At 67.4% G+C, this 22961-nt stretch carries 21 protein-coding genes; 18 read left to right on the top strand and 3 right to left on the bottom strand.

Annotated elements, in window-relative coordinates:
- Positions 1-19 precede the first annotated feature (19 nt).
- The 4 genes from RIE32_00250 (at position 20) to RIE32_00235 (ending at position 3601) form a co-directional block, all read left to right on the top strand.
- Positions 20-706 carry a hypothetical protein gene (locus RIE32_00250; protein MEQ9094673.1) on the top strand — a complete coding sequence of 229 codons (687 nt, stop codon included), beginning with the start codon at positions 20-22 and terminating at the stop codon, positions 704-706.
- 117 nt (positions 707-823) lie between these two features.
- A complete protein-coding gene (locus tag RIE32_00245) occupies positions 824-2158 on the top strand; it encodes a CinA family nicotinamide mononucleotide deamidase-related protein (protein ID MEQ9094672.1) in 1335 nt (444 codons plus the stop codon).
- Between the two features lie 101 nt (positions 2159-2259).
- Positions 2260-2610: an Hpt domain-containing protein gene (locus tag RIE32_00240; protein ID MEQ9094671.1), complete on the top strand. Its 351-nt coding sequence runs from the start codon at positions 2260-2262 to the stop codon at positions 2608-2610.
- A 31-nt stretch (positions 2611-2641) separates the two neighbouring features.
- Entirely contained in the window at positions 2642-3601 is a 960-nt protein-coding gene (locus RIE32_00235) for a diguanylate cyclase (GenBank protein MEQ9094670.1), read from the top strand.
- Between the two features lies 1 nt (position 3602).
- On the opposite strand, the gene RIE32_00230 is transcribed toward RIE32_00235, so the two are convergent.
- Positions 3603-4229 (bottom strand): acyloxyacyl hydrolase, encoded by a 627-nt coding sequence (locus RIE32_00230; protein MEQ9094669.1) that lies wholly within the window; start codon positions 4227-4229, stop codon positions 3603-3605.
- Positions 4230-4247: 18 nt separating this feature from the next.
- Between RIE32_00230 and RIE32_00225 the strand changes: the two genes are divergently transcribed.
- The 6 genes from RIE32_00225 (at position 4248) to sppA (ending at position 10946) form a co-directional block, all read left to right on the top strand.
- On the top strand, positions 4248-4490 hold the full coding sequence (locus tag RIE32_00225) for a hypothetical protein (protein MEQ9094668.1): 243 nt from the start codon (positions 4248-4250) through the stop codon (positions 4488-4490).
- A gap of 66 nt (positions 4491-4556) precedes the next feature.
- Positions 4557-7457 carry an alanine--tRNA ligase gene (alaS, locus tag RIE32_00220; GenBank protein ID MEQ9094667.1) on the top strand — a complete coding sequence of 967 codons (2901 nt, stop codon included), beginning with the start codon at positions 4557-4559 and terminating at the stop codon, positions 7455-7457.
- 9 nt (positions 7458-7466) lie between these two features.
- On the top strand, positions 7467-7706 hold the full coding sequence (locus tag RIE32_00215; protein MEQ9094666.1) for an AtpZ/AtpI family protein: 240 nt from the start codon (positions 7467-7469) through the stop codon (positions 7704-7706).
- Positions 7703-8662, top strand: a complete 960-nt coding sequence (locus RIE32_00210; GenBank protein ID MEQ9094665.1) for a hypothetical protein — start codon at positions 7703-7705, stop codon at positions 8660-8662. Before RIE32_00215 ends, RIE32_00210 begins: the two co-directional genes overlap by 4 nt.
- A gap of 8 nt (positions 8663-8670) precedes the next feature.
- Positions 8671-9078: a metallopeptidase family protein gene (locus RIE32_00205; protein ID MEQ9094664.1), complete on the top strand. Its 408-nt coding sequence runs from the start codon at positions 8671-8673 to the stop codon at positions 9076-9078.
- Positions 9079-9164: 86 nt separating this feature from the next.
- The gene (gene sppA / locus RIE32_00200) at positions 9165-10946 is read left to right on the top strand and encodes a signal peptide peptidase SppA (protein MEQ9094663.1); all 1782 of its coding nucleotides are present in this window, start codon (positions 9165-9167) and stop codon (positions 10944-10946) included.
- An 80-nt stretch (positions 10947-11026) separates the two neighbouring features.
- Here the strand turns inward: sppA and frr are convergent, their stop codons facing one another.
- A complete protein-coding gene (gene frr / locus RIE32_00195) occupies positions 11027-11599 on the bottom strand; it encodes a ribosome recycling factor (protein MEQ9094662.1) in 573 nt (190 codons plus the stop codon).
- A 58-nt stretch (positions 11600-11657) separates the two neighbouring features.
- Positions 11658-12425, bottom strand: coding sequence for a UMP kinase (gene pyrH / locus RIE32_00190; protein MEQ9094661.1), 768 nt, complete (start codon positions 12423-12425; stop codon positions 11658-11660).
- A gap of 216 nt (positions 12426-12641) precedes the next feature.
- Between pyrH and RIE32_00185 the strand changes: the two genes are divergently transcribed.
- Genes RIE32_00185 through RIE32_00150 form a run of 8 tightly spaced genes read left to right on the top strand, consistent with a single transcriptional unit; the run spans position 12642 to position 22940 of the window.
- Positions 12642-13598 (top strand): vWA domain-containing protein, encoded by a 957-nt coding sequence (locus tag RIE32_00185; GenBank protein ID MEQ9094660.1) that lies wholly within the window; start codon positions 12642-12644, stop codon positions 13596-13598.
- An 11-nt stretch (positions 13599-13609) separates the two neighbouring features.
- Positions 13610-14755 carry a hypothetical protein gene (locus RIE32_00180; protein MEQ9094659.1) on the top strand — a complete coding sequence of 382 codons (1146 nt, stop codon included), beginning with the start codon at positions 13610-13612 and terminating at the stop codon, positions 14753-14755.
- Complete coding sequence (locus tag RIE32_00175; protein MEQ9094658.1) at positions 14752-15543, top strand: MotA/TolQ/ExbB proton channel family protein; 792 nt, start codon at positions 14752-14754, stop codon at positions 15541-15543. The genes RIE32_00180 and RIE32_00175 overlap by 4 nt, the downstream gene beginning before the upstream one ends.
- A 24-nt stretch (positions 15544-15567) precedes the next feature.
- Positions 15568-15996 carry a biopolymer transporter ExbD gene (locus RIE32_00170; protein MEQ9094657.1) on the top strand — a complete coding sequence of 143 codons (429 nt, stop codon included), beginning with the start codon at positions 15568-15570 and terminating at the stop codon, positions 15994-15996.
- Between the two features lie 3 nt (positions 15997-15999).
- Entirely contained in the window at positions 16000-16410 is a 411-nt protein-coding gene (locus RIE32_00165) for a biopolymer transporter ExbD (protein MEQ9094656.1), read from the top strand.
- On the top strand, positions 16394-19084 hold the full coding sequence (locus RIE32_00160; protein MEQ9094655.1) for a hypothetical protein: 2691 nt from the start codon (positions 16394-16396) through the stop codon (positions 19082-19084). The genes RIE32_00165 and RIE32_00160 overlap by 17 nt, the downstream gene beginning before the upstream one ends.
- Positions 19081-21885 carry a hypothetical protein gene (locus tag RIE32_00155; GenBank protein MEQ9094654.1) on the top strand — a complete coding sequence of 935 codons (2805 nt, stop codon included), beginning with the start codon at positions 19081-19083 and terminating at the stop codon, positions 21883-21885. Before RIE32_00160 ends, RIE32_00155 begins: the two co-directional genes overlap by 4 nt.
- Positions 21882-22940 (top strand): hypothetical protein, encoded by a 1059-nt coding sequence (locus tag RIE32_00150; protein MEQ9094653.1) that lies wholly within the window; start codon positions 21882-21884, stop codon positions 22938-22940. The genes RIE32_00155 and RIE32_00150 overlap by 4 nt, the downstream gene beginning before the upstream one ends.
- The last annotated feature ends 21 nt before the right edge of the window (positions 22941-22961 follow it).

Here is a 22961-nt window from a genome sequence, read left to right as displayed (position 1 = left end):
GTCCGGAGGGAGTTTCAAAATGAAGAAGACGATCATCGGCGGCCTGGCGGTCGCCCTGACGGCCGTGGCTGCAAGCGCCAGCACCGTCACCATCGAGTTTGGTCCTGGAAGTCGCCATGACCCGCTTCCCGGCGCGCCCGGCACCGTCGAGCGCAACCGTGGCGGCGAGTTCCTCGTCACCGGTTCGTTGGGCAGCTTCAGTTCTTTCTGCCTTGAGTACGACGAGACGATCGCCGAATCGACGTACAACTACGATATCAGCACGTCGGTTCGCTCCGGCGGCGTTGGCGGCGGCAGCCCCGACCCGCTGAGCGCCGAGACCGCCGAACTGTATCGGCAGTTTCTTTCGGGCGCCATTGGCCCGATGGGCGGGATGACCGATCGCGAGTTCAACAACGCCGTCCAGGACGCGTTCTGGTACCTTGAAGAGGAACTGGGCGCGGTCGATTTTTCGGCCGCCTCGGCCAGCGACTCGAGCGCGAACTTCGCGTTCCTGAGCGCCACCGCCCAGTCGCTGGTTGACTCGGTCTGGGGCACCACCGCCTCCGTGGGCCGCGTGCGTGCCCTGAACCTGACCAGCGTCATGACCGGCGCCGATCGCCAGAGCATCCTGTACATGGTCGCCATCCCGCTTCCGGGTGCGGGCGCCCTTGCCATGGCCGGCTTGTTCGGCGTGGCAGCCGTCCGCCGTCGCCGCGTGGTCTGAACCACCGCCCTCCCCGACGGTGTGATCGTACGATAAACCGAAACCGCATGCTGGCTTCCCGCCGGCATGCGGTTTTGCATGCGCTGAGGCACCGCTCAACCGCTAGCGTCTGCGACTATGACACCCCGACCTCGAGCGGCGATCTTGTCCGTTGGTGATGAACTGGTCCTGGGCGAAAAGCTGGACACAAACTCCAAGTGGCTGGCCGATCAACTGGGATGCATTGGACTGCTGGTGACCGAGCATCGCACGGTTCCTGACAATCTCGACCAGCTTGCCGGCGTGCTGCAGGAAATGGCCCTTTCGAGCGACGCCCTGCTGGTCGGCGGTGGGCTGGGCCCCACCGCCGACGACCTGACCCGTCAGGCATTCGCCACGGCCCTTGAGCGTTTGACCGGCAGGGCCCAGCCGCTGGTTGAGGATGCCGACTCACTCGCGGAGATCCAAGCCCGTTTTGCCCAAGCCGGCCGAGCGATGCCGGAATCCAACCGCGTTCAGGCTCTACGACCCAAGGGCGCCGTCAGGCTGCCGAATGCCCAAGGCACGGCTCCGGGGATGGCTTATTCATCGGCGAATGCCGGCTTCGCCCGCGTCATCGCATGCCTTCCAGGACCGCCGCGCGAGATGCGGCCGATGTTCGAGGCTCATGTCGAGCCCCGGCTTCGAACCCTACCCGGCATCACGCACGCACCGCTTCGCTTCGTGCAGGTCTTCGGATTGGGCGAGAGCGAGGTCGCCAGCCGGATCAACGACTTCATGCAACGTGACAACAACCCGGCCGTGGGCACGACCGCGTCGTCGGGCATGGTCACCTGCCGCGTCCGCGTCGATCCATCTCAGCCGGTATGCGGGCCCTACGAGACTGAGGACGCGGCAGACGCCGCCGAAGAAGCTGTTGCGGCGATTGAGCAGGCCACGGGCTCGTATGTTGTCGGCTACGTGGAAGAGCCGCTGGCCGCCTTCCTGCTCCGGGAAGCGATCGAGCGATCCATGACGATCGCAACCGCCGAGTCGTGTACGGGTGGGTTGGTCGGAGAATTGCTCACCAGCCAGCCCGGCAGCTCCGATGCGTACGCGGGCGGCTGGGTGACATATAGCAATACCATGAAGGAACGGCAACTTGGGGTCTCCTGCGATCTCTTGCAGCAGCACGGCGCCGTCAGTCGAGCCGTGGCCGAGGCGATGGCTCAAGGTGCCCTGGAACGGTCGGGTTCAAACCTGGCCCTCTCCGTGACAGGAGTCGCCGGGCCGGGGGGCGGTACGTCCGAGAAGCCGGTTGGTACGGTCTGGATCGGCTGCGCGATTCAGGGGCAACGTCCAGTGGCCAAACGGTTTTTGTTTGCCGGGGATCGAGACTCGGTCCGACGCTGGTCGGCCAACACGGCCCTCTTTATTGGTCTTCAGGCCATCCGTGGCCGGCTGTCGGACCGGCTCTTGCGCGAGACCACCTGAGCAATTGCCGACAGTTTTTGGGGCATTCGCTGATCTGGCGATGAATCTGCCTTTCAAAACCGCCGATGACCGTGGTGCAGCCACGCACAGGAGGCGGAGAGATGGCAAGTCCAGGTCCAGAGCCACTGCTCAGTGTGTACGAGAACGATCCCGACGTCGGCGAGATCGTGGCGGAGTTCGTCGCCGAGATGCCCAAGCGACGCGCCGACTTTGTCCGCGCGATCGAAGCCGGCGATCTTTCCCAGGCCGTCAGGCTGGCGCACCAGTTGAAGGGCGCCGCCGGCGGGTATGGGTTTGAGACGCTCGGGCAGTTTGCCGCGGCAGCCGAGCACGCGCTGGTCGATCTTGGCCGATCGGGAAACTTCGATTCGTCGTCGCTGTACGCGGCCGCCGCGCCATTGATCGATGCATGCGATCGAGTCCGGCTTGCCAATTCCGAGGCCGCAGCCTGACCGGGCTGGGAACTACGCGTAGGAGCCGCCCTTGAGCGAGAACGCTGAACAATTCCCAACGCCCGCGGCACGACCGATCGTGCTGGTGGTCGACGATTCGCCGTTGGTACACCGGCTGCTCAAGGCGCGTCTGCGCGACGAGACGATCGAGCTTCGGCACGCCCATTCTGGCGCCGAAGCCCTCGAGGCGATCAGCTCCACCGACGTGGCCACCGTGCTGCTGGATCTGAGCATGCCGGGCATGGATGGCTTTGAGGTCCTGCGCGAACTGGCGGCCAGGGAAGACACCGTGCATGTGCCGGTCATCGTCCTGAGCGGCCAGCAGGACTCCCAGGACAAGGTCATGGCCTTCGCCCTGGGCGCCATCGACTACATCACCAAGCCCTTCGACCTGGCTGAACTCCGCGCTCGCCTGCGTTCGTCGCTTCGGATGCATCGCCTGGTCCGCATGCTCAGCGAGCGCGCCCAACTGGACGGCTTGACGGCGTTGTGGAATCGGAGGCACTTCGACGACCGGCTGGCCCAACTCATCAGCTCCGCCGAGCGGAGCAATCGCCCGCTGTCGCTGGCACTCCTGGACCTGGATCACTTCAAGAGCATCAACGATAATTACGGGCACCCGGCCGGCGACGCAGCGCTCCAGGGGGCGGCCGAGATCCTCAGCGGCTCGGCCCGTGGATCCGATATTCCGTGTCGCTATGGCGGTGAGGAATTCGCCATCATCATGCCCGAGACGACGCCCGAACAAGCCAGTATTTTGTGCGAGCGCATCCGAGAAGCGCTGGCCGCCCGAGACTGGCCGTCCCATCCGGACCGCAAGATCACGGTTTCCATCGGCGTGGCCGGGGCCGAGGGTTCCACGGGCCTGCCTGCCGAGCAGTGGGTCGCCCACGCCGATGCGACGCTTTACAAGGCCAAGGAGAGTGGGCGCAACCGCGTCATGCTGACCACGCTCTCGAAGAACGGGCCGAAGCTCGCCGCCGCGGGCTGACCTAGAACGGGACCACCAGTCCGACGTACAGCTGCGGGGCATCGCGAGCCGGGTTTCGGCTGTCCCCCCGCGTGCGGGCGTTGGAGATGTGGTGCCAGCGGACGCCGCCGATCAGACGGACGTTTTCGTCGAGTTGCCTGGTGAAGCCCAGGCCTGCACGGGGCATGAAATTGAAGCTCGTGCCATCGGGCGGCACGTGGTCGGTGGTGCCGAGCACGCCGATGCCGATGTCTGCAAACAGGCTCCAGTTCTCGCGGGCCACGAAGTGCCAACGGAAGCCCAGGGTGGCGCTCAGGCCGAAGGCCGCGTCGGCCCCCTTGTCGTAGAACGACCACAGCCCGCCTTCGAGAAACCACTCGATGTCGTCCACCAGGAAGCGGTTGTAGCTGAGCGTGAGGCCCTGATCGAGCGCCTCGGACTCGAAGGCGGCCGAGTACGAGATGACCCAGGTCTCGCACGCCTCCGAGCAGTAACCGGGCGAGACTGCCTCGAATTCATCATTCGATTGAGTGGACCACGGTTCGTGGATGAATCGCAGCGGTTCCGCCTGGCCCCGGGCGACCACGGGCGAGGTCAGCACCGACAACACGCAGATCGCGAGCCAGGATTTCACCGCGTCCTTGCGCATGGGCCCAAGGATACCACCATGACCGACCCACAGCCTGACCGATCCGACCCCAAGACCCACCGCCGACTGACCAGCCTGGAAGAGGCCGCCATGTTCCACGAACAAGCCACGGGCGATGCACGCGAGGCCGCCGAGGAAGCGCTTCGTCGGGTGCTGGCCATCGAACAGCGGCTGGCCGCGATGGAGGAGCGGCTCGGCTCGCTGGTGCAGGCCGACCCCGACCTGCCCGAGCACGAAAAACCCCCGCACTCTGCGGGCTAACAATCCCTTCCTCCCGCCGCATTTGTGTCACCCGTACCGACTCCGTATATCGAAACGAGCCCCGCCTTGCCCACTTCCACCAACAGCACGACCTGGACCGGCGCTTCGGTCCGAGCCTCGTTCATCGAGTTCTTCCAGAAGCTCGGCGCGGCCCCGCACCCGTTCGTCCCGTCCAGCCCGGTCGTGCCCATCGACGACCCGACGCTGCTGTTCACCAACGCGGGCATGAACCAGTTCAAGCCCCTGTTCCTGGGCCAAGCCGATCCGTCGAGCGAATTGGGCAAGCTCAAATGCGCCGTGAACAGCCAGAAGTGCATCCGCGCGGGCGGCAAGCACAACGACCTCGAGGACGTGGGCAAGGACACCTACCACCACACCTTCTTCGAGATGCTGGGCAACTGGTCCTTCGGCGACTACTTCAAGGCCGAGGCCATCGAGTGGGCGTGGACGCTGCTGACCGAGGTCTGGGGCCTGCCCAAGGACCGGCTGTACGCCAGCTACTTCGGCGGCGACGAAGAGCAGGGCCTGCCGGCCGATGACGAGGCCAGGGAACTCTGGCTGCGCTTCCTGCCGCCCGAGCGCGTGCTGCCATTCGGGGCCAAGGACAACTTCTGGGAGATGGGCGACACCGGGCCCTGCGGCCCGTGCAGCGAAATCCACTTCGATCGCATGGGCGGGCGCGACGCGGCCGCGCTGGTCAACGCCGACGACCCGAGCGTGATCGAGATCTGGAACCTGGTGTTCATCCAGTTCGACCGGCAGGGTGACGGTACGCTCAAGGAGCTACCCGCCAAGCACGTGGACACCGGCATGGGCCTGGAACGCGTGCTGAGCGTGCTGCAAGGCAAGCCCAGCAACTACGACACCGACCTGTTCACGCCGATCTTCGAGGCGATCTCGAAGATGACCGGCACGCGGCCCTACGCCGGCAAGCTGGGCCACGCGGACGAGGGCCAGGTCGACTTTGCCTACCGCGTGGTGGCCGACCACGCCCGGGCGTTGACGTTCGCGCTGACCGACGGCGCAGTGCCGGGCAACGAGGGCCGCGGCTACGTGCTCCGGCGCATCCTGCGCCGAGCCGTGCGCATCGGCTGGCAGAAGCTGGGCGCCCGACCGGGATTCTTGAGCGAACTGGTGCAGGTGATCGTCGAGCACTACGGCGACGCCTTCCCCGAGCTCAAGCGCAATCCGGGCCGCGTGGCGGGGATCATCCGCGACGAGGAAGAGAGCTTCGGACGCACGATGGAGCGGGGCGTCAAGCTCTTTGACGACCTCGCAGGCACCAGCGGCACGACCATCTCGGGCGCCGACGCCTTCCAGCTTTACGACACCTACGGCTTCCCCCTCGACCTCACGCAGATGATGGCCGAGGAGCGGGGGCTCAGCGTGGACGTCGAGGGCTTCCACAAGGCCATGGCCGAGCAGCGCGAGCAGTCTCGCGCGGGGGCCAAGGGCTCGGCCGAGGCCGGGCTAGCGCTCGACGCGGACGCGATCGCCAAGCTCCAGAACCTGAACGTCAAGCCCACCGACGACGTGGACAAGTTCCACGGCCGCGAAATCCGCGCGCGCGTGAAGGCAATCTGGAACGGCCATGACTTCGACGAGCACGCCGAAGCCAGCGGCCGAGCGGCCACCATCGGGGTAGTGCTTGATGACACGAACTTCTACGCCGAGATGGGCGGACAGCTTGCCGACCACGGGCGCATGTTCGTGAGTAAGGAGGCCCGATCGAGCGTTCGCGACGAGCACCGCGGCGGTGAATTCCGGGTCGAGGGCGTCAAGGCGTACGGCGGATACGTGCTGCACGCCGGCCACGTCGTGCGCGGCGAGATCCGCGTGGGTGACGAGGTGACGCTGAACATCGACAACGAACGCCGGCTCAACCTCGCGGCCAACCACACGTGCACGCACCTGTTCAACTACGCCCTGCGCGAGGTGCTGGACGTCGAGAATCCGCCCGAGCAGCGCGGCTCGCTCGTGGCGCCCGATCGACTTCGGTTCGATTTCGACGCCAGCGGTCCGATCTCGCCGGCCGACCTGGGCCGCATGGAAACCATCGTGCGGCAGGTGCTCGAGCAGGACCACCCGGTGTACGCCGACCTCGTGCCGCAGGAAAAAGCCCTGGCGATCAAGGGCCTGCGGGCGGTCTTCGGCGAGAAGTATCCCAACCCCGTGCGTGTGGTTTCGATCGGCGCCCCAATCGAGAAGCTGCTGGATGCGCCCCAGAGCGCCGACTGGATGGAGTATTCGATCGAACTGTGCGGCGGAACGCACCTGGCAACCACGGCCCAGGCGGAGAGCTTTGCCATCGTCCACGAGGAGGGCGTGGCCAAGGGCATTCGTCGCATCGTGGCCGTCACCCGCCAGGAGGCTCGGCGGGCCGTCGCCCAGGCCAATGCCTTGGCGCTCGAACTCCAGGAGGCGGCCAAGCTCGACGATGACGGCCTGGAAGCGGAGATCGCGCGTCTCGGGCGGCTCATCGATGAAGCAACCGTGCCCGTCGCTCGCAAAGACCAGCTGCGCAAGGCCCTGGGTCAATTGCAGGATCGCGCCAAGGCGGCGCGCAAGGCCCAGGCCCAGCAGGCAAGCAAGAAGGCCCTGGAGCAGGCTCGAGCCCTGGCCCAGAGCACCGGCGACGGCAACCCGGTGGTCGCGATCCTCGACGCCATGGGCGACCGCGGCGCGATGCAGGCGGCCCTGAGCGAGATCCGCAAGACGCTGCCCGATTCGCCCATCATGCTCCTGAGTGCCGACCACGAAGGCAAGGTTGCCCTGCTCGCCGACGTCCCCCAGACAGCCATCAGCCGGGGGCTGAAGGCCGGCGATTGGGTCCGCGGCGTGGCGCAGGTCGTCGGTGGCAAGGGCGGCGGGAAGCCCAACCAGGCCCAGGGCGGCGGACCGGATGGCGCCCGGATTCGCGAAGCCGCCGATAAGGCCCAGGAAATGGCGCTGGCGTCGATGGCCTAAAACTCTGTCGTGGCAGACCCCAAGAGCAGCCCGCGCATCGCCGCCTGGCGCCAACGCATGGGCGGATGGTCGGCCGGTGTCGATTTTGCGGCCACGACCATCACCTGCGTGCTCATCGGCTTTGGCATCGACTACGTTGCGGGCACCAGCCCGCTGTTCCTGCTCATCTTCCTGTGCGTGGGCGTCGTTGGCGGGTTCGTCGCATTCATCCGTACGGGCCTTCGGCTGAACCGGAGTTCGAAGCGTTGAACCAGACGCCGAGTCCACACGCCGATGAACCGCTGGTTGCCGCGACCCTCACCGAGCGGCTGACCTGCGTGGCGTGCGGATACGACCTGCGCGGGTTGAGCGTCCTGGATCGTTGCCCGGAGTGCGGCCTGCGCATCGCCACGAGCATCCTCGCGATCGTGGATCCGCGAGCGCAAGAGTTCGAACCCATCCGCCGTCCGCGCCACACGGCGATCGGCCTGATGGTGTGGTCGATCAGCGGCTTGCTGGCGGCCGCGTGTGCCTGGCTGCTTCGGGCCGCCGAACTCCCCGCACTGCGGAACGATCCGCATCTGATTGCACCCGACACCGCCCGGATCATCGCCATCGTGGGCGCAGGGCTCATCCTGCTTTCCGGCGTCGGCGCCATCGCGCTGGTTCGGCCCGCCCGCAGCATGCCGCCGCGCGGCGTGCGAATGGCGATGATTGGCGTGGCGTTGTACCTTCCACTCGCCGCGGCCTTCTGGTACCTGCACGCGCACATCGACAGTTCGGCGGCCAGCCCGTATTTTGAGCGACTGCCCGACGTGAATCGCGTGCTCGCCCGCGCCGTCGAACTCGGACTGATCACGTGCGTCGTGCTCCTGCTGCGCACCAACGCACGATCACTCGCGGCCCGCAGCGCCATCCTGCGAACCGGGCGCGTGGATCGACAGACCCTGTACGCCGTGGCGCTCGCGGCGGGCATCGGCATCGCGGGCGACCTGGTTCGCCTGGCGGCCACCTCAGTCGATGGCGTATTGGCCGACGTGCTGAGCATCGCGGGCGTTTCCATCGTGGTGATCGCCTCGGCCCTGCTGACCATGGGGCTGGCTGGCGCCACGCTGGACTGCGCCCGCATTGCCCGCGCCCTGTGGCGATCGGGCCGACGAATTACCAGCCTGGTGTCGATGGTCGACGTGGCACGGGCCGAGCGCACCGGGAACGCGCCGTCGTGAGCGAACCCGTGCCGACCGCATTTCGCGAACGATTCGATGCGTTGCTGGAGCGGGAACTCGAGGCATTGCCCGATCGCGTCCGGGCCGTGCTCGATGAGGTGCCCCTGCACGTGATGGACGAGCCCGACCCGGTCATCTTGCGGGACCTGGGCGTGGAAGCAGGCGACATCGACGAAGCCACGGAGGAACTTTGTGGCTTGCACACCGGGTTTATGCTGACCGAGCGGCCGATCGAACTCGACGCTGTCCTGCCGAACGAGATCCACCTGTTCCGGCGAGGGATCGCCCTGATCTCCGGCGGCTGGAACGCCGATGACGAAACGGTGGCCGAGCAGATCCGCATAACCCTGTTGCATGAGATCGGGCACCATTTCGGGCTCGAAGAGGACGACCTCGACCAGTTGGGGTACGCCTGAAGCGGGCCGACTCTGCGAACAGGCGGATCTAGCATCCGTACGAAGAAGACCCGAACGCGTTCCAAGCGCGGCACCAAGGAGGCCCCATGCGCCCGAACCGCACGCTCACGTATTTTGCTGCTGGCCTGATGATGCTTTCGGCCGGCGCCACCCATGCCCTGGCCCAGGCGCGCGAGCGCATCGGCTTGCTCGAGATCACTGGCACGCCATCGGATGCCCCCAGCCCCCTGGCGTGGCTCTTCGGTGAGGCCGAGCCCACGCTGAGCGATCTCGTGAGCGCCATCCAGAGCGCACCGGGCGAGCACAACCTGGACCACCTGGTCGTTCGGCTGAAGGACGCGGCGCTGAGCTGGGCCATCGTGGATGAACTCGGCCAGGCAATCGAGTCGGCGGGCATTCCGGTGACGGTCTTCGCCGAGCAGATGGGGCCGACGGACCTGATGCTGGCCAGCCACGCCGATCGCGCCGTGATCCAGAAGGCGGGCGACGTCTCGCTGCCGGGCCTGTACATGGAAGAGATGTTCCTCGCGAGCACGCTCGACTGGGTTGGTCTGAACGCGCAGCTCATCCAGGTGGGCCAGTACAAGGGCGCCAACGAACAGCTCACGCGATCGACGCCCAGTGAGGCGTGGAACGAGAACATCAGCGGCCTGCTCGACAGCCTGTATGGACACATGGTCTCCACGCTGGCCAGCGGTCGCGGCACGAACACGCAGGGCGTGGAATCGGCCATGGAAACCCTGTGGATGGCCAGCGCCGAGGATGCCGTGCAGGCGGGCATGGTCGACGCCGCGATCGATCTTCCCGATCTGGGGGCCCATCTGGTGGGCGAAGACGCCAATCCGCGGTGGATCACGCTGACCGCTGGCAAGCAAGGCAACAAGCTCGATACCAGCAACCCGTTTGCCATGTTCCAGATGCTGGCCCAGGAGCCCGACGTCAAGCTCACCGGCCCCACCATCGCCGTGCTGCACATGACCGGGACCATCATGACCGGCGACTCGGGAACCGGCGGGCTGTTCGGCGGGCAGAGCATCGGCAGCCGAAGCGTCCGCAACGAACTGGCCGAGTTGGCCTCGAACGACCTGGTCAAGGGCGTGGTGCTCCGCATCGATTCGCCCGGTGGGTCGGCCACGGCCAGCGAGATCATCTGGCAGGGCGTGCAGGATCTGGCCAAGGAGAAGCCCGTCTGGGTCAGCATCGGAAACATGGCCGCCTCGGGCGGGTACTACATCGCCGTGGGTGGCCAGAAGATCTATGCCAATGAGTCGAGCATCCTCGGGTCGATCGGCGTCGTCGGCGGCAAGATCAGCATGAGCGAGCTCTACGACACGTTGAAGATCAACGTGGTGGGTCGAGCACGCGGACCGCGCGCCGACATGTTCGCATCGACCCAGCCATGGAACGAGCAGCAGGTCGAGATCGTGCGCAGTAAGATGGCCGACACCTATGAGCAGTTCACCGGCCGCGTGACCCAGGGGCGGCCCGGCATCGACCTTTCCAAAACCGCCGAGGGGCGGCTCTTCCTGGGCACCGACGCTGTGCGGCTCAAGATGGCCGATGAAATCGGCACACTGGACGACGCCGTCGCCGATCTGGCCGATCAGGTCGGATTGGCCAGCTACGACGTGCGGCACTACCCGGGCCCGAAGTCGCTCACCGAAATCCTTGAAGAGTCGCTTGGCGGATTCATGGGCGCCAACGCGCCGACCGCGGCCGATGCGTCTGCCCTGCCGATGGTTCGGGCCGTGCGCGCCGCCGTCGGCGAGCAAACCTGGACGCAGATGGTACATTCGCTCAACTCGATCACCCTGTTACGCGAAGAGCCCGTCGTGCTGACGGCGCCCACGGTGGTGACCTTCCGCTAGCGGCGCACCAGACCACCCGAACAAAGAAAAACCCGGGGCTACCCGGGTTTTTTCGTGTCGGTGCGATTGCCGCCGAGGGCTTAAACCTCGAGCACTTCCTTGCTCTTCTCGGCTACGCGGCGGTCGACCTCGGCTTCGTGCTTCTTGAGCATCTCCTGGATCTGGTCCTTGAGGTCGGCGACCTGATCCTCGGAGATGTGGGCGCTGGAATCCTTGGCCAGGGCGTCGGCGTGCTTGTTGGCGTCGCGCCGCGCGTTGCGGAGCACGACCTTCGTTTCCTCGCCCACTTTCTTGCACCGCGCGACGAGCTGCTGGCGACGCTCGGAGGTCAGGGCCGGCACGTTGATGCGAATGGACTTGTCCTCGACCACCGGGCTCAGTCCCAGGTTGGCCGCCTCGATGGCCCGGCGAATGTCGCCCACCGCGCCCTGGTCGAAGGGCTTGATGAGCAGCTGCGTAGGCTCGGGCACGCTGATGGCAGCCAGAGCCTTCAGGTCCGTACTCGCGCCGTAGTACTCGACCTTCAGGAACTCGATCAGGGCCGTGCTCGCGCGGCCGCTACGGATGCCGCGGAGTTCCTGCTTGAGGTACTCCACGCCCTTCTCCATGGCGTCTTCGGCTTCGAACAAGATGGTGTCGGGGTCGGTTGACATGTGAACGTCCTCTTCAGCCGCCGGTCGGGCGAGGCCGAATGGCTCGCCGCCGGAGAGATTATCGCACGGAAAGGCGGGTGCCGATGTTCTCGCCGCGAATGACCGCCGCGATGTTGCCGGGCTTCTGGAAATTGAACACGACGACGGGCATGTCCTGCTCCTGGCACATGGCAAGAGCGGTCATGTCCATTACGCCCAGGCCCTTGTCGATGGCCTGGGAGAAGGTCAGGTGGTCGTACTTGGTCGCCTTCGGATCGATGTTCGGGTCGGCCGAGTACACGCCGTCGACCTTGGTGGCCTTCAACAAGACCCGGCAGCCCAGTTCCATCGCCCGCAGCGATGCGCAGGTGTCGGTCGAGAAGTACGGATTGCCCGTGCCGCCGGCCAGGATGACGACGCGGCCCTTCTCGAGGTGGCGAATCGCCCGCCCGCGGATGAATGTTTCGGCAACGGCGCGGATCTCGATGGCACTCATCACGCGGCTGTCGACGCCCACCGAGGTCAGCCCCTCGCGGAGCGCCAGGGCGTTGATGACCGTGCCGAGCATGCCCATGTGGTCGGCGGTCGCCCGTTGCACCAGGCCAGCGGCGGCCAGTTGGGCCCCTCGGATGATGTTGCCACCGCCGACCACGATCGCCAACTGGGCGCCATGCGTGGTCGCTTGGGCGATTTCCTTGCAGATGTCGGTGAGCAGGTTGGGGTCGACGCCCGCGCCCGAGCGTCCGAAGGCCTCGCCGCTCAGCTTGAGCAGCAAGCGGTTCGGCTCCCGATCGCCATCGGGCGCTTGGAGCTTGGGAGCGGGGCTGGGGTCATCAACGGTGTGCATGTGGCTCGGCAAACCCCGATCGTGCATACGCAGAGGCGGCCCCGGCATCGGGCGAGCTTTAGGGAAAACCAATATCGCGGACGGCTGTCTGCAACCTCCGGCCTCGACCCCTGGTAGCGGAGTCAGGGTAGGCACACGGTTTCGGGCGGCCGTGGCCGTCCGGTCGATGAACGGGAAGCGATCTCGGTCGCCCTTTCGTGAGTACAACCCTTGGCGATGACTCCCCCGGATCAACCCGATACATCCCAGGCCGACGAAGAGCGGACGGGCGTGCTGGCGTGGGTCAATCGCCACAAGGTGCCCCTGCTGGCCAGCAGCGCGGCGGTGTCGTTGCTGGTGCACGTGGTCATCCTGCTCATCGCCGCCCTGATCCGCATGAATCAGCCCGTCGCCCAACTGGGCTCGGCCTCGCCGGAGGTCGAATTTGCGGTGATGACCGACGCGGAGCTGGCCGAGATCGCCGCGGAGGAACTGGCGCTGGAGGCCCCCGATACCGATGCGTCCAGTTCGGCCCTGGAGATGCAGGCCGAGCTCGACCTGGGCGCGCTGGAAGTCGACATGTCCGACCTCGCCGAATCGATGGGCGACGTGTCATTGCAGCTGGGCGGCGGAGACCTTGAAGGCGTCGGGCTGGGCGGCGGAGACAGCGTGGGCGCCGGCGCCAGCTTCTTCGGCGTCGAGGCCCGTGGGAATAACTTCGCGTTCGTGGTCGACACGTCGGGCTCGATGGTCAACGACGGTCGCCTGCAATCGCTGCAGCAGGAGCTCATCCGATCCATCACGGGGTTGTTCAGTTCCTCCAATTTCTTCGTTGCGTTCTTCAACTCGGGCGCGCGGCCGCTGGGCGATCGCGGCGTTGTCTGGGCCGAGGCGACCGACAGCGGGAAGAACTGGGCGCGGGCGCACGTGCTCGCGACCCGCGCCGAGGGCGCCACGCGACCCGCCGCGGGCTTCGAGCTGGTGGCCATGCTCGAGCCCCGGCCCGACGCAATCTACTTCATGACCGACGGAGAATTTTCCGACGATGAAGCCGAGCAAATTCTCTCCATGTTCGAGCGCGTGAATATTCCGATTCACTGCATCACCTTCCGCAGCCGCGAGGGCGAGGCCCTCATGCGGCGCATCGCCACGTCCACGCGCGGCACCTATACGCACATCGAGGGCCCGCGTTGAGGCTGGCGGTCGTGGCCATATGCCTCTCGTTGGCGTCGCCCCTGGCAGCACAGGACGAACTGGTGCTGCGAGGGTTCGAGCAGCCACCGCCCGGACGCGCCATGGGTGTCGGGCCGCAGGGCGTCCAGGTGCGGACCTCCCAAGGCGACGTCGTGATCGTCGGGTGGGATCGCGTGCTCCGGCCGCCGGCATCGCTGGCCGAGGCATCGGAACCGTTCGATGCGCTTGCGATGAATTCGTGGCGGGCCCGATCGCGCGTGGAACGCGGCGACTTGGTCCTGGCCGAACCCCTGCTCCAGCAGGTGTTCGATCGGGCCCGATCCGATGGCCAGAGGTTGCGTGGGCCGACGGGACTGGTGGTGACTGAAGGACTGCTCCGGTGCCGGCTGGCGCGCGGCGCCACGGCAGCGGCGATCGAACCATGGTTGGCGTGGCTCGACGCGTCCATCGTGCGCCAGCCACGCACGACTTTCGCGCATCGGCAATGGGCGCGCGAGGCCGGCCTGCCGCAGGTCATTGATGCGGGTACCGAGCTATGCCACCTGCTTCCGCCCATGTGGGTGGCGACGCCTTCGCTCCAGCTTGTCACGCAGTTGGAACCTGTCGAAGGCGAGCGCGACAAGGCGGCCGCCATGCGTGCGCTGTACCAGGCCGCGGCCCGATACGAACTCGGGCAGACCATCGACGAGTTGCCCGAGGTTCCACGCGAACCGGCGAGCGAACTCGTACGCGATATCGTCGCCGCTCGCGTGCTTGCGCCGCCGGCGCGCACGTCCGCCAGAGCTCGGCTGGAGGCCGCCCTGAACAACGCCGGCTCGCCCTGGCTGGCGGCTTGGATCCGCGCCGCCATCGGTCGTTCGATGGTGCTCGAAGATGAGGAAGAACTCCAGCTTCGGGGCGTGGCCCAACTGTTGCGGGTCCACGTGTTGCACCGAGCCGACGCCCCCGCACTGGCGGACATTGCGCTTGCCGAGGCTGCCGTCACGCTGGCGAAGCTCGGCCAGGCCGTCGTGGCAGGATCGCTGGCCGATGAACTCGTCCGCGTGAGCCCGCAGTCGCCTGCGCTATCGTGGCCTGCATTGACACCCCTCTTGCGCGGCGATCAGAGCGCCGCCACAACGGCGCCGGAACCATTGACGGCCGGAGAGACCCCATGAGCCTTGTACCGGGCGCGTTCGCCCCGCTGATTTCCCAGGTCGCCAGCCTGGTGGCCCAGGCCGCCCCGGCCGCGACGCCCGCGACCGACGACGGCAAGACGCTGCTCCAGCACATCCTCTCGGGTGGCCCCATCGGCATCGTGATCATCTTGCTGTCATTCACGGCGGTGCTGATGACCGTCTGGCTATTTGCCGAGATCCGATTGCCCCGACTGGCGCCACCCCGCGTGGTCGAAGGTCTCGACCGGCTGCTGGCGGCCAACGACGTGCGCGGCGCCTTGGCGTTCTGCCAGGCCGAGGAGAACCGCTGCCTGCTGACGGGCATGTTTGCCGCGGCGCTCACGCGGTGCCTTCGGTCGCCCTTCGGCTTGCTGGAGCTTCGTTCAGCGCTGGAAGAGGCGGGCCAGGAGCGATTCGCCAAGCTCCAGCGCAAGACCGACCCGATGGGCCTGATCGCCGCGGTCGCGCCCATGCTCGGGCTGCTGGGCACGGTCGTGGGCCTGGTGGGCGCGTTCGAGACGCTCAGCGTAAGCGAGGGCGTGCGACCCGAAGCGCTCGCATCGAGCATCTCCGTCGCCCTGATCACGACGGTGCTTGGCCTCATCGTGGCCATCCCGGCGACGGCGCTGCACAGCTTCTTCCGCAACCGGGTCGATGCCCTGGCTCAGGGCATCGCCGAACTGACCGAGGAACTCGCCGCGCGCATCCAGAGTGCCAAGCCCGCCGGCGGACAGTCGCCCACCCCGGCCGGCCGGGCGCCCGCCCCCACCACCGCGGGCGCCCGCTGATGGCCCACGGAACGGACTGACACGATGCTCTTTGGGTCCAAGCCAGCACGCGTGCGATTTACGGTGAACATGACGCCGATGATCGATGTCGTGTTGCTGGTGATCATCTTCTTCCTGTACACGGCGCGCTTTGCCGAAGTCAGCCGCACCAGCGTCGACCTTCCAGACGAGCCTGGGGCCGAGGAGTCGGTAAGCGATCCCGAAGCGCTGATGATCGACGTTCGCGCCGACGGTGCCTTCCTCGTTTCCGGGCGCATGCGCTCGCTCGAGCGGGTGATCGAGATCGTGCAGGAACAGGCCGACCGCGCGGGCGGGCCGGAGAACCTGCGTGTGCTCTTGCGAGCCGACCAGGGGGCGGCGGCGGGCCCGGTCAATGAACTGGCCCGGCGGCTTACGGGCATGGGCGTGCGCCAGTGGAGCCATGCCACGGTCAATCGATCGGGGCGGGGCTGAGCCGTGCGCGTGCGTCCCCCGAGCTATCGAGACGACGCGGGCGACCTCCCGCTGACGCCGCTGATCGACGTGGTCTTCCTGCTGCTGATCTACTTCATGGTGACGGCCACGATCACGCCGCCCGAGAGCCGGGTGGCCTCTACGCTGCAAGGCGAGCGCGGGGCCGGACAGGCGCGTGACCTGAAGCCGCAGATCGTCACGATCGATCAGACCGACGGCGCCGTGACGTATCGCATGGGCACGCGGGTTTTCGCGGATCGCGAAGCACTCGCGGTGGCCCTCGAACAACTGCCCAAGGAGGGTGGTTTGTTTGTTCGGGTGACCGACCGGGCGCCGTGGGCGGCCGTGGCCGGCGTCATGCAGGACGCACTGGACGCCGGATTCGTGAAGAGGACGTATGTTCCCGCCGACTAGCGCCATTCTGCTCGCATGCTCGCTGCTGGTCCTGGCCGGCCGGGCATCGCACGCACAAGACGAACAGCGGTTCGAAGCATACCTGGAACAGCACGAATTGCGCGAGGTCGAGGCCGCAGATCTGCGGTATCAATTCGAGAATGCGTCGGTCGATGACCGCCGGGCCCTTGCCAAGCGGCTGGCAGATCTGTACGTCGAATTGCTCGCGCGTGCCACGACCGCGGAGGACCGCCAGCGCATCGAGCAACTCGGCCAGCGCTTGACGCGTCAGCTCCCCGAAGAGGACGCCGGCGACCTGCGTTTGGCGCTCGTTCGCGCGCGATATCAATGGGCCAAGGAAGTCGCCGAGCGCGCCCGGCTGAACAACGTCCCCACCGACGAACTCGCCGAAGCCGAACGGACGCTGCGCTCGCTGGCGCCCGAGCTCTCGTCGGTCGCACAGACGGCCTCGGAAGCCGCCTATCGACTCGAACGCCGCCGCTCGGCCGTCGGTCTGGATGAGCAGGAGCAGGACGCATACGAGGAAGCGGCCCGGGTTCGATCGACGGCGCACTACCTGCTCGGCTGGACGCGCTACTACCTGGCGGTGATGACCGGTAGCGAGCGCTACGCCATGGATGCGCTGAAGGACCTCGGCGTGCTGCTGGGCGCCGAGGAGAACCGTGCCGCCAGTGTCGAACGGGCCGACGAGCGGCTGATGCGGTTCGACCACGTGGCCGACGCTGCAATCGCCGCGGCATTCTGCGAATCCCTCTTGGGTAATGCCGACACCGCGCTGCGATGGATCGACAAGATCGAGTCTGCCCCGACGCTCTCGGAAAGCATCCGAGATCGGCTGTTCGTCTGTCGGCTGCTGGTGCTGGGCGAAGCCGGGCGCTGGCGGGACCTGGCCTATCACAGCGATCGCATGCGGCGTTCGCGTCGTGCCGATGGCAAGCTGGGGCTTGAGCCACTTGAAGCGCAGCTGCTTGCCAACGTGGCGTGGGAGGCGTTGACCCGCCAGCGATTGAATCCGAGGGATCAATCCATCCTCGAGGAGATCGCACACGCGGCGATCCAGGACATCGTCCGCCAGAACCAGGTCTCGGTGCTTCGATCGCTGGTCGAGCAGTACGGGACGTCCTCGCTCGAGGGCGAAGGCTTCATATTCGCCTTCGTGCGTGGGCAGAACGCCTACCAGCGCGCAACCGAGGCATACGACGCGGCAGGATACGAAGAGGGCCAGATCGCCACGGACGACACGGTCGCAAACCTGTACGCCGCGGCAGTCCGCGCGCTCGACGCAGCCCTCCAGGCCGACGATGCCGACCGCTTTCCCGACGAGCGCGCCCAGGCCATGCAACTGGCGGCGATGTCGGCATACATGGGTGGAGCCATGCTCGACGCGGCCGATCGTTTCGAGCGCGCCCACGAGGCCGCGAGCGACACAGAACAGGCCGAACGCGCCTTATGGCACGCGATCGTCGCGCTCGATGCGGCCATCCGAGAGGGCGCCGACGGCATCGGACCCCGGCGGGATCGGCTCGTCACGCTCTACCTCCAGAGCTTCCCGGGAACCGAGCGTGCCGCACGCCTTCTCGTTGCCCGCGCCGGGGCGGCCTCGGCCGACGACCCCAAAGCCGTCGAGATCCTGCTGAACGTCGAACCGGATTCGCCGCTGTATGAAGCCGCACGCCGCCGGGCCGAACGACTGCTGTACGCCCGGCTGCGTCGGCTGACCGGCGACGCCCGTTCAGCCGCGGCCCTGCGTTACCTGACCGTGGCCGACGAGTTGCTCACGATCGATCGCCGGCGAGCGGCAACTGGGGACCTTGAAACGGCGTCGCAGTCGGCCGATCGTGCGCTCGCGTTGGCGCGAGCGATGCTCCAGGTCATCCTGGCTTCTCCGGTACCCGATACCGAGCGAGCCGATGCGCTGCTGGAGATGGTCCAAGAACTCCGGCTTCGGGTTGGTGCGCCTCCCGAGTCGATCGAGTCCGAGATCGCGTTTCGTCGGCTGCAGGTTGCCCTTGCCCGCAACGATGCCAACGAGGCTCAGCGAATCGCCGAGACGTTCGACGAAGAAGACGGCGTCTTCGATGCGCTGGCCGATCGTGCCATGTATGCCTGGGCCGCCCAGCGATTTGCCGATGCTCCGGACAACGCGGACTATGCAAGGCAAGTTGTCGAGTTCGGTCGACCCGTCATCGCGCAGATGGGCAGCGATGAGGGCACGCTCGCCAGCCCGCAGGCCTTCGGCGTGCACACCAGCGTCGCCCGTGCGGCATGGACGCTCGGCCGCGCGGCAGGATCAGAAAGCCAGCAACGCGAGATGCTCGATCTCGTCGTGGCGATCGACGGACGCCTGAAGGCGGCCGACGTGGCGGACGCGTTCTCGCTTGCTCGCTTCGCGTATGCCAGCGAACTCGTCGGCCGCAACGACGACGCGCTGGACGCGTGGCGCCGCCTGCTCGCCGGCGCCGCCGATGGTTCGGCCATGGCCCTTCGGGCTCGCTACGAATCAGCGCGGTTGCTGGGAAGGAGCGACGCGCCCCGAGCAATCGACGCGTTGCGTCAGCACCTCTTGCTCTATCCCGGGACGCCCGAACCATGGGCGTCGCGGCTGAACACGCTGCTGGAATCGCTCGAGACCGGTCGCGACCTGCCCGGGCCGGCCTTGGAGGATGCGCCATGACCAACGCACCTCCCCCACCACCGGGGCGCCCGCAACCAACCCCGCGCGAGGCCGCCATCGCGGGCATCCTGGGCCTGGAGCCCAACACCGGCGCCGCCGGCCTGCTGGGCATCGATACCGAGCACGCCGACGACGGCGAGATCGTCGCCGCGCTCAACGAGCGGCTGGCCCGCGTCAACGCGCACCGGTACGGCGGCACGCCACTGGGCGACGAAGCCAGGTTGGCCTTGCACGCCGCCGCCGCACAACTGCTGGGCAGTCGCCGGCGCTCGACCGGCTTTGCGATCGAAGAAGATCAGCCCTCCGATCTACCCGCGCGGTGGAGCCGGCCGCACCAGTTGCCACCGGCCCACCTGGCGCTCCAGCAGGACGCGGTGCTCGCACTTGGCGCGCACGGCGGCTGGAACGCCACGACCATGCGCCATCTATCGATGCTCGCCCACGCCCGCGGGTTGACCGGCGATGACCTTGCCGTCGCGTTGACGCGTCTGGCACGACAGAGTGGTCCGGCACTGCCGGCGGCGGGTAATGGCGCAAGCGACGGTGACGATGGCGTGACCGACCCCGGCCGGTTCTCTCCAGCCGAGTCGGGCCCATCTCATAGCGGCGCGAATGACTTCGCATTGCTCGGTGCCATGGCCGTGGCCGTGGTGCTGACGCTCGTCGCCGCCGCCGCAGTGCTCATTGCCATTCCGGTCATGCGCAGCTCGGGCCAGGCGGCCCAGCAGGCAGCACAAGCCGAACAACCCACGGCGCCCACCACGTCCGAAGGCCTAACGCCCGAACAACAGGCCCGGGCCGTAGCGGAGGCCGAACGCCAGGCCGAACTCGAGCGAGGTGCCGCCGCAACGCCCGACACGCGTATCGACACGATCGTCACGGATCTCCGCCTCGCGGCCGACCGGCGCCGCAAGGGCGAGCCTTCCGCCCAGGCCGTATTCGAGCGTGCCGTGCTGACGCTCGCCGACAATTGGCCACGCGTGAGGCCGGACCAGCGGCAGGCGGCGTTGGGGCTGGTCATCGACCATCTCTACCTCGTGCGAGAAGACGAGGCCGCAACGCGTCGGGTCATCGGCTTCCTGACCGCACCGCTGCGCGCAGGCGAGGCCTCGCCGACACTGGCCGCCCGCACCTGGCAGGTCGGCGCACTCGTCCGCCTGAACAAGGAACAGAACCTCCCGGGCCCGGCCGTCGAGGGCCTGCGAGGCTACCTGCTGGCCCAGGCGCCCGTCGAGGCGCGAGCCGTCGGCGACTTCAACGCCGGCGTGACGGTCGCGCTGCGAGCCGAACTCGAAGCCCTGGTCGGCGAGCCGTTCGATTCCGAACCGCAGTCCTGGATCGCGTGGTTGCAGGCCGTCGAAGGGCTGGCCGCGAGCGAGCCGCAACTGGGGCATCGGATGCTCCTGGCCGGCCTCGAGGGCGTGTTGATGCGCGGCCCCGAGCCCACGGACGAGCGCGTCTTCCAGATCGTGCGCCGGCTCGTCGTGGCGCTGCCCTGGCGGCCCGAAGACGAGTCACGATCCCGTCTGCTGGCGTGGTTCGACGATCCGGCGATCACGATTGCAGACCTGCATGCGGTCACCAACGTGCTGGCGACGGCTTCGGGTGCGCCGGGTGTCGATCCGACCATGGTCTTGCCTGTCCTCGCGAGCCAGTCCCAGCGATCTCAAGTGCGCGATCGGTTCGCCGCCGCGTGGAACGTGCAGTCGGCCCTGGCCCATGGCGAGGTCACCAACCGTTGGCTGGGCGAGGCGCGACGCCATCTTGAGGCGCCGCTGGGATCCTCACAGGTAGCCCACGCCGTCGACGCGGCAGTCTCGGCGCGCCTCAACACCGCTGCCGAGTTGTTGTGGCAGGGCTTGGCCAACGAGGCCGATGTCGAGCTGCTCCAGTTGCGCAGCGGGCTCGATTCGCAGGCATCGCAAGCTACCGCCGGCACCCGCTCGATCTACATGGCAAGCCACAGCGACCCGAGCCCATGGGCCCTGCGATACCTCGAGCAACGTCGGCCCGAATTGCAGGCCGACCTGCTGGATGAACTCATGCGGTCCGGGCCACAGCACGCCGTGGAGGCGGAATTGGTCGCACTTGCGTACTTGCGCGGAACAACCGCCAGCGTGCGAGACAAGGCAAGCGCCGTGCTCACGAGCCACGCGGGCAAGCCCGTCGTCATCGCGGCCGTGCTCGAAGCGTTCCCACTGCCCGGCGGCGAACTGCGACGTCGAGAGATGGTGGAGATGGTGACCGGGCAGCGTCTGCCCGCCGGCGAATCATGGGAGTTGGTCGCGCGCCGCACGCTCGTTGAACGCCTGTTGCACCTGCTCGCGGCCGAGGGCGAGTTGGCTCAGATTGACCGCGCCGCCGACGTCATCGCCGACGCATACGCAAGAAACTTATCGATCTCGTCGACCAGTTCGGCCCAGTCGGACAACCCGCCCGAACTCTCGGCCGAATTGCTCTGGAATCGCGCTCGCCAGCGGGCCGACCGCGTCGTCCCGCCATCGATCTGGCCGATGAGCCCCGGCGAGGTTGATCGCCGGCTCGCCGGGCGAACGCGGCTCGCACAAGGCCGGGTGCAGTGGTTCGCGGCATACCAGTCGGCACTGACGGAGATCACGTTGTACAACACCGCCGCCGAGCGCCCCTCGCTCTCGATGCGGCTGGCCGACCAGCTTGCGAAGCTCCAGGAAGATCGACGGGCGGCCAAGGGTGTTCTGGAGCAGATCGCCATCGTCGAACGCGCTCGCCTCGAGGCCTGGCGCCTGAAGCTGGCCGAGGCAGCGAGCGGAGGCCCCCAATGAGCAAGCTGGTGACCATCATGCTGCCCCTGGTGTGTGCCGCTGTCGCACGCGCCCAGTTCGCGCCCCCGGTGGAGCCCACCGAGCCCGAGACCCAGCCCCAGGCTGAACCCCAGCCCGAAACACCGGCCGAGTCGGAGCCCGAGCGCAAACCCCTGCGCACGGCCATGCAACGCGTTCCTCGGCTCGAAGAGCGACTCACCGCCCTCGACGCCAGCGATGCCATGGCGTACCTCGAACTGGCCGAAGAGGTCTCCAGCGAGACCGGATCGCCCGAAGACCGCGACCTGGCGCGCCACCTGTTTGCCGTCGCCTACGACCTGGAGCGACGCACGCGCGCCCGTCCTGAGGTCATGGCCGGCGCCTGCCTGGGCCTGGCATCGCTGGAAGCATCGGACGAGGGTTCGGCCTGGCTCTATGCCGTGGCTGGCTTGGTGGACCCTCGCGCAACTCGCGGAGCGGGCGCAGGCGTCACCACGCTGACCGTGGCGCCTGAGGTCGCCCTTGCCGCGGCCAATGCGCTGGGCCTGGCCCGAGCGGGCGAAGGAAGACGCGCCGCAAGGCTGTACGAGGATGAAGCGGTCCGCGAAGTCTTCGAGCGGTATGGTCGGCTTCTCGGCGGCAGCGGCGGGCTGAGCGGACTCAGCCGTTTCGAGCGGGCGCTGCGAGACTGGCCCGACCTGGAGTGCGGCGGTTCAAGGGTGATCACCAGGCGCGGCGAGGACGGCGTCCAGACGCTGATCTGCCCAACCTGCCGCGGCAATCCGGGCCCGCCGATGAGCGAGCAGGAGTTTCTCAATCATCTCCGATTCGAGAGCCGGCTGCTGCGAGGCATCCACCAGAGCTGGGGCGCCCAGATCGCAGCCGACGGCGGCGCGCCCCTGCTGGACCCCGACCCCGACCGCGTGCCCGAACTACTGGCGGCGCGGTACGGAATCCTGGTTGAACACACGCTGTGGCGCGATGGTCGATGGGTCGAGCCACCGGCGGCGCCCGACCAGCCCGTAGAGCCGGCCGAGCCCGGGCAAATCTCGGAAGAGCCGCCTTCGGGCCCGTAGACTGGCTTCTTCACCAAGGAG

Source organism: Phycisphaerales bacterium (genome assembly GCA_040221175.1).
Lineage (GTDB): Bacteria > Planctomycetota > Phycisphaerae > Phycisphaerales > UBA1924 > JAHCJI01.
The sequence above is the reverse complement of the archived record's forward strand: the minus strand, read 5'-3'. Positions and strand labels throughout refer to the sequence as shown.